We start from the raw sequence: 15,331 nt of genomic DNA, 5'->3' as shown, positions 1-15,331 counted from the left end.
CGTTTAAGGACTCGGCGCTGAATATTGTGATAGCAATCTGGTGCAAGTATTGTCACATTCCTATAGCCACTTGTGGATTGTGCACTCAATTTCCATGCAGCTTCAACGAGAAATGAATTCGGACCAACATGAACGAGAAAGGAACTCGTAATTAATGAAGCTGACTACGGTAATGAAACCATCGAGCGCTTTGACTCAAATGGCAATAAATGTTTTAAAAAGATAGATATTTGAAAACCGCATGTTATTTCAATAATCTGTGGAAAAGGGCATAAGGCTGTGATAAGGTAAGTACATGAAAAAATTCTGGTTAATTCCTGTTATTCTCATTTTTCTTGCCTCCCTGGGATATTCTGAAGAAGTTCAGGAGGATCAACAGAAAAGAATTCCAAAGATGACCCTTGCTGATTGTGTAATGCTTGCCGTCAAGAACAATCTCGACATCAGGTACGGTTTTTTGACCCGTATCAGTGATAGATTTAATCTTAAGGTGGCTGAACACAAATTTACGCCCTTTGGTGTGGGCGCCATCCAACTCTCAAGCAAGCGAACTTCGATAAACCCCCAGGATATACCAAGAACCACAGGTTCAAATCAGGATGCGCAATTCAACACATTGGTAACTATTCCTACCGGAGGTATATTCAATTTTGCCTGGGATAACCCTGCAAGCAAGGCGGATGTCCAGCAAACCTATCAATATTCCCCTACCTGGGCACTCTCTTTTGTACAACCTCTTCTAAGAGGTGGAGGGGTCGAGGTCGCCACAGCTTCTGTAAAAATAGCACGTGTCAGCGAGGAGATAAGTATCATTAATCTCAAAACTACAGCAATAAATACGATAGTCCTGGCAATAGTGCAATACAGGGCCTACGCGCAGGCCCTGAGCCAACTCAACATAGATCAGAAAGCCCTGGAGACATCGCAGAAAACTTATGAAACAAACAAGAAACTGATAGATGCCGGAAGGATGGCAAGAACCGAGCTTGTCCAGTCAGATGCCGATATATCCCAAAGAAAACTGCAGCTTGTTCAGGATAGGAATAATATTGAATCTGCACGACTGGCATTGATTCAGACCCTCAACATAGACCAGGATACCTTTTTTGAACCTGTGGAAGAAGGCGATGTGAAGGTAACCCCCCCTTCTTTTCAGGAAGCAATGAAAATTGCCAGGAAAAATAGTCCTGACTACTTGCAGGCATTGCAAAATCTTGAGACAGGGAGATTGAATTATGTGGTAGCTAAGAACAACCGTCTCTGGGATTTTTCCGTGACCGCAGGCCTTGGACGTAGCAATATAACCGGCACTCAATACAAGTCTGTTTATGATGCATCAGCGAGCGCCGGGAAAGGCGATTGGAATGTTGGAACCACCCTTTCGATTCCTTTTAATGACATGACCTATGAGCAAAATTATCTCACCAACAAGGTAGCCTATGACCAGGCAAAGGTTAATCTGAGAAAGGCGGAGATTGCTTTATCGATAGCTGTGCAGAACTCGGTCAGGACAGTGGAACTGCAGTTTCAACAATTTGAACTTGCCAGACAGGCCCGTGTTTTTTCTCAGCAGAAACTTGATATTGAAAATAAAAAGCTAAAAGCCGGCCAGACATCAAATTTTCAATTGGTGAGCTTTCAAAATGATCTCATAAATACTCAAAACAATGAACTTTTTAATTTTATCAATTATCTCAACTCACTTACGTTACTTGATCAGACGTTGGGCACTACATTGAAAACATGGAGGATTGAGATAAAGAAGGATGATAACGAGGTAAAAGTGGCGGACAAATGATAAGGGAGAGTGATGACAGCATGACGGAAACTGACCAGCCGGGCAATGTTCATACCAGTTCTTTAAGGGAAGTGATAGAAAGACACGAAAACCTTAGAAAGGCATATCTTGAAATTGAACATGAATGCAACAACATCAGGGATGATTTGAAAAAGGCACATAAGATACGCCTTTTTGTTACATTTTTTATTATTCTGGTATTTGTTGCGGCCGGTTTGTATGAATGGAAGAGAATACACCACGCCGGAAGTCATGCCAATAAAAGTGCAGTCGGAAGGAAGAAAGGATCATCTGTGACAACACATGCAGTAAAGTCCGGACCGATATCGGAAAGTATCGCCCTGGAAGGAACCTTAAAACCCGGCGAAGCAGTAAATATAGTATGCCCCTTTGATGGGATTGTAAAAGGCAAACACTTTCAGTACGGAGAATATGTGAAAAGAGGTCAGCCACTGTTAGAACTGGATATATCAGATATTGAGGTTAAATATGACGGGGCAAAGACAGACTACATAAAGGCAGCCGACAAAGTAAAAAATATGCGGGACTGGGAAAACAGTGATGACGTAATGAAGGCTAAGCGCTCCCTTTCCAGATCGAATATGATCTTGGAAGCTCAAAAAAAGACTTTTCAGGCTACCGAAGGTCTGTTTAAAGAAGGAATTGTTTCCGAAACAGAGTATGAAAATGCAAGACAACAATATTCAAGTTCCAAACTTGACTATGATAATGCAGTTGATGAATTGAAAAACGCAAGGACAAAAGGAACCGGGAATTATCTTGAAGTAGCTGCACTGGATATGAAAAGCGCTAAAATAAAATTTGATGAATTAAAAAAACAACTTGATCGGGCGAATGTGACTGCGCCCTTGGATGGTGTTGTTGTCCTGCCTTCTTCCGGAGATAAAGACAAAAAAGATAAAAGGATTGATAAAGGCGTTTCCTTCACCCGCGGAGAGACACTTGTCACAATAGGAAATATCGAGAACCTTTCCGTTCACGTTGATGTAGATGAAATGGAAGTGCTGAAAGTAAAAAACGGTCAGGATGTTACAGTAACAGGAAATGCCTTCCCCGGCATAATGCTTAAAGGGAAGGTATCCGGCATATCATCACAGGCAACACAGGATGAGGCACAGAAAGGTCCTCCTTCCTTCAGAGTGGTTGTTGTTCTCGACGGACTTCCGCAATCAGTCACAGAAAAAATCCGTCTCAAGGGGATGTCCCAATCGGTGAATGAAAAGATACGCCTTGGTATGTCTGCTGATGTTAAAATATTGACCTACTCAAAAACTGATGCTCTTGCCGTTCCTGTCAAGGCGGTTGCAGAGGAGGGCGGGAATTATTTTCTAACTGTGAAAGATAAGGGGACAGGGCAGACAAAAAAAGTAAAAGTTGAGACCGGCATTACTACCCCGGATTTAGTGGAAATTATCAACGGTATAAAAGAAGGCGATGAGGTGCTGATTGAGGAATGATTCGTGCTTCGATTAATCGATATACATAAGACATATAAGATCGGACCTGAAGAGGTGGAAGTTCTCAGAGGCATTTCCATAACAATAGATAAAGGGGAACTTTTTGCCATCATAGGGCCGTCAGGTAGTGGAAAATCAACGTTGATGAATACAATGGGTCTCCTTGATAAACCTACATCAGGATCGTATTTTATTGAAGATACACGGATAACCTATGATGATGACAGAGTGATTTCAACATTGAGGAATAAGAAGATTGGTTTTGTCTTTCAATCGTATAATCTTCTTCCACGGAAAACTGCTGTTGAGAATGTCGGTATCCCGCTCATATATCGGGGTCTTAAAAAAAGCGAGATTAAAGAACAATCAATGGAATACCTCAAGAAGGTTGAAATGGATAAGTGGGCAAATCATAAACCTAACGAACTTTCAGGAGGTCAGCAACAAAGGGTTGCAATTGCACGGGCACTGGTAGGAAAACCGGCAATTATTCTTGCTGATGAACCGACCGGTGCTCTTGATACCCATACAGGCCAGGAAATTCTCGCTTTCTTTAAAAAAATGAACGAGGAAGAGGGAATTACCTTTGTAATTATTACCCATGATCTCGGCATAGCAAAACAGTGTGAGAGAATGACAGAGCTCAGGGACGGGATCATCATTGACAGTCAGGGCATGGCAAACAGAAAATGATGCTTAAAATAAATATAAACGAGGCCTTAGAGAGCCTTACAAAGGCCAAACAAAGGACCATTCTTGCGCTTATTGGTATTATCATAGGCATTGGTTCTGTTATCGGCATGGTATCTATCGGGGAGATAGTTGAAAATCAAACACTCAAACAATTTGAGGATATGGGTATTAATATCATAGCAGTATCAAAGGATTACAGCAGCCCGAACAAGACGGTGACTTTCCCGCTTTCGGGTACCCTTGCCCTTAGTAAACATGTTCCCAACATTGCAAGCGTTGCACCTTATATTACCTCAGGTACACAATTTTCCCATAACAGTAAAAATACTTTCGTTGATATGCTTGGCGTGACACAATCATTTTTTGATATATGCAAATTGACGATTCATGAGGGGCGGCAGATATCCGACCTCGACAGTTACAGATATTTTTGTGTCATAGGATCTGAGCTTGCAGATTTTTTGCAAAAATCGGGGTCAAAAAACATCCTTGGGTCGGATTTTAAATTCGGGAATCGTATCTACACTGTTATAGGTATAATCAATAAGACATCTGAAGGCGAGGGCATGCTGCCGGGTGGAATCAATAAGGGGGTAATCACCCATATAACCACTGCGTCGAGGAGCTTTGAAGAAAGAGGCATTAATACATTTATTGCAAGACTAAATAAACTCCAACACGCTTCTGTCCTGGAAAAAGAATTGAATCATTATTTTGGCGCAAAACAGAGAGGGCTCATCATAAAAGTGCGTACTGCCGAGCAATTGATAGAAGACATGGGCAAACAGATGCGACTTTTTACGCTCCTTCTCGGCGCCATTGGCAGTATATCCCTGATTGTAGGCGGTGTTGGCGTGATGAATGTGATGCTTGTCTCTGTTACAGAGCGCAGAAAAGAGATCGGCATCCGCAGGGCACTTGGCGCCCAGCAAAGTGATATTCAAAGCCAGTTCATTATAGAATCCGTTACCCTCTGTCTTGCAGGGGGTATTATCGGTATATTACTGGGAATTACAGTTTCTTATATTTTTGCATACTTTGCGAAGTGGGGGTTTCTCATATCCTATACAGCAATTCTTCTTGGCGTTGGCGTATCAACGGTAGTGGGGGTTTTTTTCGGTTTCTATCCTGCACGTCAGGCAGCCCGACTTGATCCTATCGCAGCACTCAGGGATGAATAGTGATAAAGGCAGTGAAAAGAGAAAAGAGATAAAGGCAGTGAAAAGCGATGAAGAGGCAGCGAATGGGTTATGACTATTCACTATCTACTGACGACTATTCACTGAAAAAGGAGTATATCTATGGGAAATAAGAAATATACGATTTTATTAACGCTTCTTGTGGCACTGATACTTCTACCTGCCGTACTGATAGCTAAAACCTATGAAGGCTCCCCTTATCCTCCGGGGAAAAAACTGGTCGTCGGTGTTTTACATGATCCACCCTACCTTATAAAAGAGGATAGTGGAGAATGGACTGGAATGACTGTAGACATCTGGAAGATCATAGCTCAAAGCCTTAAAGTCGATTATGAGTTCAAGGAAATGAAGTTTCATGAACTCCTCGATGCCCTTCGAGAGAATAAGATAGACATTTCCATTGAGGCCTTTTACGTCACAGCAGAGAGAGAGCAATTCATGGACTACACTTTCGCCTTCGGAAGTACACGTCTTGCCTTAGCAACGCTGCCGGAGAAGGCTCACCATCTATGGTGGGAAGCAATCGCAATCTTTTTTTCATGGGGAACATTAAAGATATTAATATCTCTCGGGCTGATCCTCTGTATCCTCGGTTTTCTTTTTTGGCTTATCGAACGGAGAGAAAACCCGGACTATTTCGGTGGCAGTGCTATAAAGGGTATCGGTTCAGGCATATATTGGGTTGGTTCAACGCTTGCTTCCGGCGTCTGTTTTGGCGTTACCCTTAAATCGCTCACAGCCCGTATCCTCGGAATAGCCTGGATGTTCTCCTGCACCATTGCACTCAGCGCATTAATTGCCTCACTGGCGAGTACTCTCACCATCAACAGTTCAATGGTCAATTCAGTAAGCGAAGAGTCACTTCAGCATATGCACCTTGGAGGTGTCAAGGGGAGCGCCGAGTCGGTACCCCTTAAAGCCATCGGGGGGAAGTATACCTTGTACCTGGATGAGGATGAAATGATGGATGCCTTAATCAAACGCAAAATTGAAGGGGTCTTGTACGACGAGATCACACTCAATTATTTCAAATATAATACCTACAAAGACCGGATTTCCACCTATCCCACAAACTTCCGAAGGTTCCAGTTCGCCTTCGGTCTTCCGAAAGACAGTCCCTACAGAGCGAAGATAAATTATGCCCTTGTCAGTTTGATTGAAAAGCCTGATTGGCCTTTTCTACTCAAACGGTATGGACTTGGGGAGAACTTCGAAGAAAAAGCTGTGACCACAAAAAAGAGGCGAAGGGGTTAGTGGGCTAAATATTTATTCCTGACTCAGAAAGTAATCTTTATTCAAGCTGATCTTTAACACTTGCTAAAAAATAGTTTAACTATTTCAGCCACATTGTTATGTGGAAAAAGTTCTTGGCACCACAGATTGTTCTTCGAAGATTTTATTAACGTCATGATACCTCCCGCATAGTGAGAGGAATGGTAACACCGACGGCCTATTCTTTCTCCTCCTTCTCCCTCGAAATAGATGGAGGTGGTGTCGAAGAAAACGAGGTCCAGCCTGCTGAAGAGATTCCGGCGTTGAGAGAACAAATCCTCTTCGATAACATCCTTGGTACACTGTGGCAAAAACGGGGTGCAATCCAACTGGTCTTCGATCTCTTCCCCGAGAAAAGCCATAGCACGGTAGAGATGATGAAGGGAGAGACCATCAACACCATTGATAATGAAGTTGAGTTTTTAAAACCTCGCCCGATATGCAACGTTAGAATTGGCAATTAACACCCAGGGAGGCATTGTTTTTTTAATGGATATTGTTTGATTTTTAACAATAAAATTAGCATGTATTGCATTGATACTTTGTTTTTCTTGTGTTATTCATACCATACGATCAAAGGTAAATTTCCATCAGGCTATGTTCAATATACTTTGCTGAGGAGTTGACAAATTACATCGACCAAAAGCGAATGTACAATTTTTGAGTTTCTTCTCATAATATTCACACTTGTCTTTACCATCCACTGCTGTGTTATTCCCGTACATGCCGACCAATCACAGAGTTTCGCCTGGGTGGCGGACACCCGGGGCGATGCCAATAACGATCTCATAACCACGAGCATCCTCACCCCCATTGTAGACAGCATCCTCGCTATGAGCGTAAAACCCAAGGTGGTGATCTTCGGCGGCGACGCTGCTTACCGGGGCGGCTACGACACCGGCGTGACCAATCTGACAAAGTTCAAAGAAGTGTTCACGGATCGCTTTACCGCTGCAGGCATCCCGTCGGCCTTCGCCGTGGGCAACCATGAACTCTATACAATGCATCATGCGCCTAATCTTGCCGATCAAGCACTGCAAAGGCAGCAAGATGTCCAAAACTACTTTAATGGCACAGACTTGCTAACTATACAGAAACAGAATGTTCCTGGCCACGCCGAGCTCGATAATTTGGCCTTATCATTCCATATTGGCAATTCACTCTTCATCATTGCCGACAGCTTTTACGCCACCACAAATGCCGTGGAGCCGGGATACGGCATCAATCAAGCACAACAGGACTGGATGAAAGGCCTTTTGGCAAACAATACGGCAGCCCATACCTTTGTTTTGACCCACGTCCCGGCCTGGTCTCCCGAGATTCCTTCAGCGAATCCCAATATGACAGATACATGGCAAACGATCACCACATCCGGCAATGCCAACAATACAAATGCCTCAATTCTATTTGCTGGACATGAGCACATTTATTACCGGACCCTGCACGACGGCACCTACCAGGTGCTGGCCGGAACCGGCGGCGCCCCTATGGGGTGTGAAGAAGAAGGCACGGCATGCAACTACCAGGCAGTCTATCCGGGCGATGTCTATGCAATGAGATACAACTATGCCGTCACGTCCATCAACGGTAGAGAAATCACGGTCAGCGTGTTCGACCAGAACAATTCGTCCGTCGACAATTTTCATTTCTTCGACTATAGCGGCGTGAGCAACACCACCATTACAAACGCCATCGCCATTGCGCCGGATGAAGCTCTGCAGCAGCCTACGGGCATTCTGGCTGCAAGCGGTAACACCATCACCAACAGCGCTTCCATAAGCAACGTCGTCACCGGAATAGACGCTGTCAGCAATAACACCATCACAAATTCCGGCAGCATTAAGCCCTTATCCGGCGGAAACGGCATCCATGTCTATGATAACAATACAATAACAAATACCGTCACCGGAAGCATCACCGGAAACTCGACAGGCCTGTGGGGAATACGCGTCAATACCGGAAACACGGTCCTTAACAATGGTACAGTCTCTGTATCCGGAACAAACAGCATCGCATTTTTAGCGCAGGGCGACAACAACACCTTCACCAATAACGGCACGCTCAGCGCTTCCGGAACAGACTCCTACGCAGCAAAGTTTCTGGGCACAGGGAATGCCTTTGTTAATTCCGGCGCCATTTCGGGAAACATCCGTTTCGATGCCGGCAACAACACCTTCACCAACAACGGAACCTTCGACGGTTCCGGCGGCCTCTACAAAGTTAATTCAGGAACGCTGACCTTGCGCGGCTCTACATCATATACCGGGGGCACGTACTTCAATGGCGGCATCATAAATGTCACACAGAACGCCAGTTTGGGAGCATTGTCCGGCGGATTGCTCTTTGGCGGAGGTACCCTGCAATTGTCCTCGGACATGACATCTGCCAGGAGCGTGACCCTCAATTCCGGCGGCGGTACGTTTGATACCAATGGGAATACCCTTACGCTTTCCGGAGTTATTTCCGGTTCAGAAAGTCTCACGAAGGCAGGAGCCGGGACTTTGGAACTAACAGGCACAAATACATACACCGGCGGCACAGTCTTGAATAATGGGAGTGTGAAGGTAGCGAACTGGGCCAACCTCGGCGGTAGCAATAATGCCCTGACATTCGGCGGAGGTACCCTGCTGGTGGCAGGGGTTGACGTGCTGCAAAGCGGTTTTACTATCCCTGCAAACGGTTTGAACTTCAACACCTCCTCCGGCAACCAGACAGTCGGTGGAGTCCTATCGGGATCGGGTACGGTAACCGTCAGCGGATCAGGGCGCCTGACACTCTCCGGCACAAATACATACACCGGCGGCACGGTCTTGAATAGCGGGACCTTATACGTCAGTTCAGACGCTAACCTTGGCGCTTCCTCAGGCACATTGACATTCAATGGAGGCACTCTTCAGCCCAGTCTTTCCCTCAGCACCTCCCGGAACATCACGGTAAACAGCGGCGGCGGTACTTTTAACAATAATGGCCAGGCCTCAAGTTTAGGCGGTTCTTTTTCCGGCAGCGGTCCCTTCACCTTTGCCGGTTCCGCCGGACTGACCATATCCGGGAACGGATCGGGCTACACCGGGCAGGCCACCATGTCCGAGGGACTGCTCTTCCTATCCTCAGGTGCTTCCCTTGGCGGCACGCTGACCGTAAATCAAGGCGCCACGGTGGGCGGTTATGGGACTTTCAGCAAAGTGGTCAACAATGGCATCGTATCGCCGGGAGGGTCCATCGGCACCCTCACTCTCAACAGCAACTACACCCAGGGCCCGGGGGGAACCCTTAATATCGAGATAGCCTCCACGACCAGCAATGATCTCCTTGCCATAAACGGTACAGCCAACCTCAGCGGTAGCCTCAAGACTCTATGGTCAGGCGGATACGTCCCGGAGCCGCAGAATAAATTCATCATCATTACTGCCTCATCAGGGATAACGGGACAGTTCACCTCCCATCTCACCAACATTACCCCTACGGTACTCTTTAAATCCAAGTACGACATTCCCAACCAGGTATATCTCATGGTGGAAAGGGATTATACCAATGAGAACCTCCTTCCCTTTCTCACTGCGAATCAGATGGCGGTTGGTTCCATGCTCAATTCGGTGCGCAATGCAACAGCAGGGGATCTTGATACGGTTTTACATACCCTCGATGATCTCCCCACATACGGACAGGCAGCCTATGCTTTAGATCAGCTTGCCCCCAAAGGCTCTGATGCCCAATTCGGCATGGGAATCAGCAGCGCATCCTTCCAGACAGGGAACCTCTCTGAACGCTTAAGCGACCTCAGGCACGGGATACGGGGTATGAGTCTCAACGGACTGTACTTCAAAAACGGGAATGGAGCACCAATAATGCTTGCCAGTATAAACCCCGATCTCGCCGGTATGCTTCCCTCAGGGGTGGATGAAAGATGGGGCTTCTTCGTAAGGGGCAATGCCGTTTACGGAAACCAGAAGGACACGCCGGACACGACAGGGTATGACTTCACTAATACGGGTATTACCATGGGCTCGGACTACCATTTTACTAATAACTTCATCGCCGGTCTCATGCTGGGGCTCAATACTTCCAGGGCCAATGTGGACAACATAGGCAGTAAAGTAAAGATGGACGGCTATACCCTGGGAACTTACGGGACCTACTATAAAAATAACTTCTACTTGGACGGCAGCATAAGCTACGGCTTCGCCAACTACGACAATACACGGCGCATCGTATTCCCCGGACTTGACCGTACTGCCACGGCATCCCCTAAAGGCAATCAGCTTACCGTTTACGGAGGCACAGGCTACGATTTCCGCAAAAACAACTGGATCATTACCCCGAATGCATCCTTCCAGTATGTCAAGCTTGGTATCGACAGCTATATTGAGAAGGGAGCTAATGCTATAAGCCTTGATGTGGACAAGCAGAACACCGAGTCCCTCCTGGGAAATATAGGCGGGAAGGTATCCTATGCCTGGCAGACCGAGAAGGCACTGCTCATGCCGAACATAAGAGCCTCTTACGGTTATGAGTTCTCACGGAACAGTCAGAACGTATCCGCTCGGTTGGCCCAGGGGAGCTCTCCTTTCAGCATCCAGACCGCATCGCCTGACAGGGGTTTCCTTTCCCTCGGGACAGGCATCACCGTATTGACCGGAAATAACTTGTCCTTATCTGTCAACTATGACGCCCAGATCGGCGAGGGAAAATATATTGCCCACAGTGTCAATGCAGGGTTGAGGATGTGGTTCTGACAGTTGCCTTGTATGCCTTCTTTCAGGACACAGATAATTAGGAAGAGAATTTCAGAGCAATTGGGGTCAAGCTAATTCCTTGAGAATATCGTAGCCACCAGGTAGGTACGTCAAACAGCAAGGAAACACCTAAAAACCAACATTTCTTCTCTTAATTCACGATTAAGGCCAAAAGACTATATGCTTGCTTCGTGCAAAGCGAGGATACCCGGTCCATACACGGGGTGAAGACAACAAGCCGACGACTGGGCTGAATACGGTCCGGTATCTGCCGATATAACACGATGAATTTAGCACTTTAAGAACAACTCAAGGCTGACGTGTCTTTGCCCAGTCCTCTAAATCGGTAATGATGCCTTTGCCGATTTGGTATTTGTCAAAGCTGAAATGGAGGGGAACCGTGTTCCGGTTTAGAAGGTCCAAAAGGATATGGTCAGGCAAAGAGGCAAGTATCTCCTCTTCAGTCATTACAATGACATTATCCTTGGGAATGAGACACGCACGGCGCTCCTGCTCGCCGCCGGGATGGTGTTCCGGTATGATGAGCGCCCTCGAATCGGTCAGGAGGATCTCATTGATAATATTGTAGCCTGCACGGCATACGACCAGTTTTGATACATGGATGAGGTCTATGAGGGGGTAAAAAAATGGCAGGAACCGGACATCCTCAAACAGGGGGTCGTTCTGTAAACCTTTAAAAATGTTCTGGTCAAGGTACGGGTCTATGATCATGATGATCTGGCTGAGTCTGCTCAGCCCTGTTCGATGAAATGCGGACATGAGGCGCCGACTCAAAGCGCTGATATCACCATGGCGGGAGAGGCTCATAAGAATGATAGGTTTGTCCGGCAGACGGAATCGCTTGAGAACCTCCTGAGGATCAGGCAATTCATCAAGATGTTTATCGGTTATTCTCCCCACATACCGGATTCTCGATTCAATGAGGGGATCATTGCCGAGGAACTCCCTGTTTACGTCTATGGTGGTTTTGTCATCAAATACATACATGAAGTCATACAATGATACATAATCGGTCAGCGGTAACTGGAATCGGCCTTCATGCGATCCGGGAGCGCCACCCAAAATGCCCCGTGATATGTTGACCAGGGGGAATTCGTCCGAAGTCCCTTTGCAGGTCTTTTTTCTGGCAAGAAGAGGGGTGACTTCGCCTGACAACCCGGCTATATAGTGCTCGATCATCAGTGCATCAGGCCTGAAAAAATCAAATGAGCCTGCAATAGCCCTTTTTCGGTATTCAAGGACATCATCAAGGCTTGTCTCATGGAGATACCGGGGAGATAAAAAACCGCCTTCGCTTGTTATCACTTTTTTTACACTCGGGAGCTTAATGACTTCAATGCCTTGTCTCAACAGGATATGGGGCACCGATGTACCCGACACAACAAGAAAATCAATATCAGGCCGCCATTTTTTTATGCCGGTAATAATCGCCAGGACCCTGAAGGTGTGACCAAGGCCTATAGAATTATGTGTGTAAATGAGGATGCGGTGAATACGGTTTGACAAAATGACTCCATTTGATGCAGTCTATTAATGCAGTCTATGAATGCAGTCTATAAAAGAGGTTTATATATGTCAAACAATTAATCAGGGGTTGTCAGGTAAGCCCACGGCATGAAAAATTTTCTTTCAAAAACGCTTAACATATATGATCAGGAAATTAGAAAATTCCTCTGGATAGGCGCTATCTTTTTCGGCATCTTCTTTATCATGGCCATTTTCCGCAGCTATGTGGATACCACTTTTCTCAAGCGTTATGGCGCCGGTTCTATTCCGCTCATGCTGCTCATTAACGGTGTCGTGACCATCGTTGTTTTCGGATTTATGAATCGTCTCAATGTGAAATTCCCCGATCATAGACTTCTGAGCTGTTTTCTTATACTATGCGCCCTTGCGATAACAATCCTCTTTTTTATGATTCAAGGGGGGAGCGTAATCGCCTATCCGATACTTTTTCAAATCCTGAACCTCCAGGACTCGTTTTTTCTGGTATACCTCTGGAACATGGCATGTGATCTTTTTGATGCCCGTCAGGGAAAACGTATTTTTCCCCTCATTATGGCGGGACAGGTGCTGGGGACCACGCTGGGGAGTTTTATCACGGCGCCCCTTGCTTCATACGCCGGATATGAACCCCTTCTTATCATCACCTCGGCAGGCTACTTTGCTGTCGCATCTGCAATGGCCTTATCGGCTGGAAGGATGCTCGGTTCCCTTTCTTCTGAGGAAAGAGAAGAAAAGACATTAAGCAAAGGACCGGGGGAAATCTTGTTTATCATAAGGCAGTATCCCATTATACGCTATCTGATTATATCAGGCCTTATTCCGAATATCCTGCTGCCTGTCTTTACATATCAGTTCAGCGTTATTGCTCAACACAGTTTCGCCACGGAACACGCCCTGCTGACCTTTCTCAGTGTCTTCCGGGGGGGCACAACGCTGATAAGTTTCCTTCTCCTTTTTGTAATGGGTCGTGCCTATACAAGAATGGGGCTACCCAACGCATCAATGATTCAGCCGTTAAATTTCGTTTGTGTTTTTGCTGCGCTCACTCCCTTTTTCAATATATTTACGGCAGCATATGGCCAGTTTTCCGCCATATTCATCCAGAGGGCCATTACCGGGCCTGTCAATAAAGTCCTCTTTAATGTAGTGCCTGAAGCTGTCGGAGCATGGAGCCGTGTATTTGTCAGGGGAACCGTAATAAAGGCAGCCGTTATTATAGGCGCCCTTATGATGGTTGTGCTGAAGCCTGTGGTAAGTGCAAAAGGGTTGGCCCCTGTTGCGGCCGTAATTGCTCTGTATTGGGTTTTCGAGACCGTTCTCTTCAAAAAACGATACAAAGAGGGGCTTAAACAGGTGCTCATTGATGGAGGTATCGATTTCGACCGCATTGAATCCGAAATTGCCATGGAACAGGATGTAACACCTATGGTTTTCCAAACCGGCAGCATTACCGCCGGGCACTACAAAAGCCACAGAGATATAGTATGTCATGAGGATATCACGCCTGAGACAGCGCTGAAACAATTGAACAGCAAAGACGACCTTGTACGGGCTCAGGCGGTGGTTTTCTTCGGCGGCCATCGCGACCCGCGGGCCATTAACCGCTTGATTCAGTGCCTCGATGACAAGGAGGCAGTCAGGGAAAGCGCTGTCGAATCCATTGCCGCCTATGGCGAAGGCGCCAGGCCATTTCTCGAAACAGCTTTACTGGACAGCCCTATAAGGATTCAACTGGGTATCCTTGAGGCCATGAGATATTCAGGTATGAAAGATTTTAATGTAATGCCTTTTATGTTCAAGGTATTAACAACAGCATATAACAATTTGATTGCAGCGGAAACTCTTTCGCGTCATCCCGTCTCCCATAGCTATGATATGCTCAAAATCCACCTTCATGAACAGAATGAAGAGATCATGGGCGCTGTCTTTTATGCCCTTTGGGTACGCTATGAGGATATGAGATTGATGTATGAGTCCCTCCGCACCGGCAAGGCTTCTGCGGCTGTGGAGATGGTGGAGACATCCATCAACAGGGAGACGGCAAGGTATCTTATCCCCCTCATTGATGAGATACCTTTTGCCGAAAAGATAGAGCGTGGGAGACAAGTTCTGCCTCTCTTACAAACAAATGATATGGCCTATATCTTTTCCGGGTTGACGAGGAGCGATGACCCTGTCACAAGGATGCTCGTGGCGTATGCCGTAGGTGAACATACACCCGATATGAGTTTTTACCCTGTTGCAGAACGGCTCCTCGATGATCGGGATGAAGGGGTAAGACAGGCTGCTGCCTATGCAGTACAACGGTGCATGAAAGGAGACGCAAAGATGCCTGAAATTATTTTTGATATGGACATTTTGAAAAAGGAGGCCCTTTTTAAGGGCATCACCATCAAGGGATATAAGGCCATTGCCTCTATCGCAACACAGAAATTTTATAAAGCAGGGGATATCCTTATCAATGAAGGGAAGGAGGTCCTGTCGCTCTATATTGTCACGGATGGCCAGGTACACGTCTTTACCCATTACGGGACAGATGGGCAACAGCTTACGGGTACGTTGACAGACGGAGGCGTTATGGGTGAACTCTACCTTTTTAGCCATCTTCCTGCAGGTGAAACCTATGTGGCG

9 protein-coding genes are annotated in these 15,331 nt (G+C 46.3%); 8 read left to right on the top strand and 1 reads right to left on the bottom strand.

The window, feature by feature from the left end; translation table 11 throughout:
- Positions 1-295 precede the first annotated feature (295 nt).
- The 7 genes from NT178_06925 (at position 296) to NT178_06895 (ending at position 11,173) form a co-directional block, all read left to right on the top strand.
- Positions 296-1,798: a TolC family protein gene (locus tag NT178_06925; GenBank protein ID MCX5812261.1), complete on the top strand. Its 1,503-nt coding sequence runs from the start codon at positions 296-298 to the stop codon at positions 1,796-1,798.
- On the top strand, positions 1,795-3,276 hold the full coding sequence (locus tag NT178_06920; protein MCX5812260.1) for an efflux RND transporter periplasmic adaptor subunit: 1,482 nt from the start codon (positions 1,795-1,797) through the stop codon (positions 3,274-3,276). Before NT178_06925 ends, NT178_06920 begins: the two co-directional genes overlap by 4 nt.
- Before the next feature lie 3 nt (positions 3,277-3,279).
- Complete coding sequence (locus NT178_06915; protein MCX5812259.1) at positions 3,280-3,969, top strand: ABC transporter ATP-binding protein; 690 nt, start codon at positions 3,280-3,282, stop codon at positions 3,967-3,969.
- On the top strand, positions 3,966-5,150 hold the full coding sequence (locus tag NT178_06910) for an ABC transporter permease (protein ID MCX5812258.1): 1,185 nt from the start codon (positions 3,966-3,968) through the stop codon (positions 5,148-5,150). The genes NT178_06915 and NT178_06910 overlap by 4 nt, the downstream gene beginning before the upstream one ends.
- Before the next feature lie 120 nt (positions 5,151-5,270).
- Positions 5,271-6,422: a transporter substrate-binding domain-containing protein gene (locus NT178_06905; protein ID MCX5812257.1), complete on the top strand. Its 1,152-nt coding sequence runs from the start codon at positions 5,271-5,273 to the stop codon at positions 6,420-6,422.
- A 179-nt stretch (positions 6,423-6,601) separates the two neighbouring features.
- Positions 6,602-6,904 carry a hypothetical protein gene (locus NT178_06900; GenBank protein ID MCX5812256.1) on the top strand — a complete coding sequence of 101 codons (303 nt, stop codon included), beginning with the start codon at positions 6,602-6,604 and terminating at the stop codon, positions 6,902-6,904.
- Between the two features lie 288 nt (positions 6,905-7,192).
- Positions 7,193-11,173 (top strand): autotransporter domain-containing protein, encoded by a 3,981-nt coding sequence (locus tag NT178_06895; protein ID MCX5812255.1) that lies wholly within the window; start codon positions 7,193-7,195, stop codon positions 11,171-11,173.
- A gap of 309 nt (positions 11,174-11,482) precedes the next feature.
- Here NT178_06895 and NT178_06890 read toward each other — a convergent pair whose 3' ends face one another.
- Positions 11,483-12,700: a glycosyltransferase gene (locus NT178_06890; protein MCX5812254.1), complete on the bottom strand. Its 1,218-nt coding sequence runs from the start codon at positions 12,698-12,700 to the stop codon at positions 11,483-11,485.
- Positions 12,701-12,808: 108 nt separating this feature from the next.
- On the opposite strand from NT178_06890, the gene NT178_06885 reads away from it, so the two are divergent.
- The coding region (locus NT178_06885; GenBank protein MCX5812253.1) for a HEAT repeat domain-containing protein at positions 12,809-15,331 on the top strand (2,523 nt) is incomplete at its 3' end.

It is taken from the genome of Pseudomonadota bacterium (assembly GCA_026388255.1).
Classification (GTDB): domain Bacteria; phylum Desulfobacterota; class Syntrophorhabdia; order Syntrophorhabdales; family Syntrophorhabdaceae; genus JAPLKB01.
Note: the sequence above shows the minus strand (reverse complement) of the source record. Positions and strands in the feature narration are given on the sequence as shown.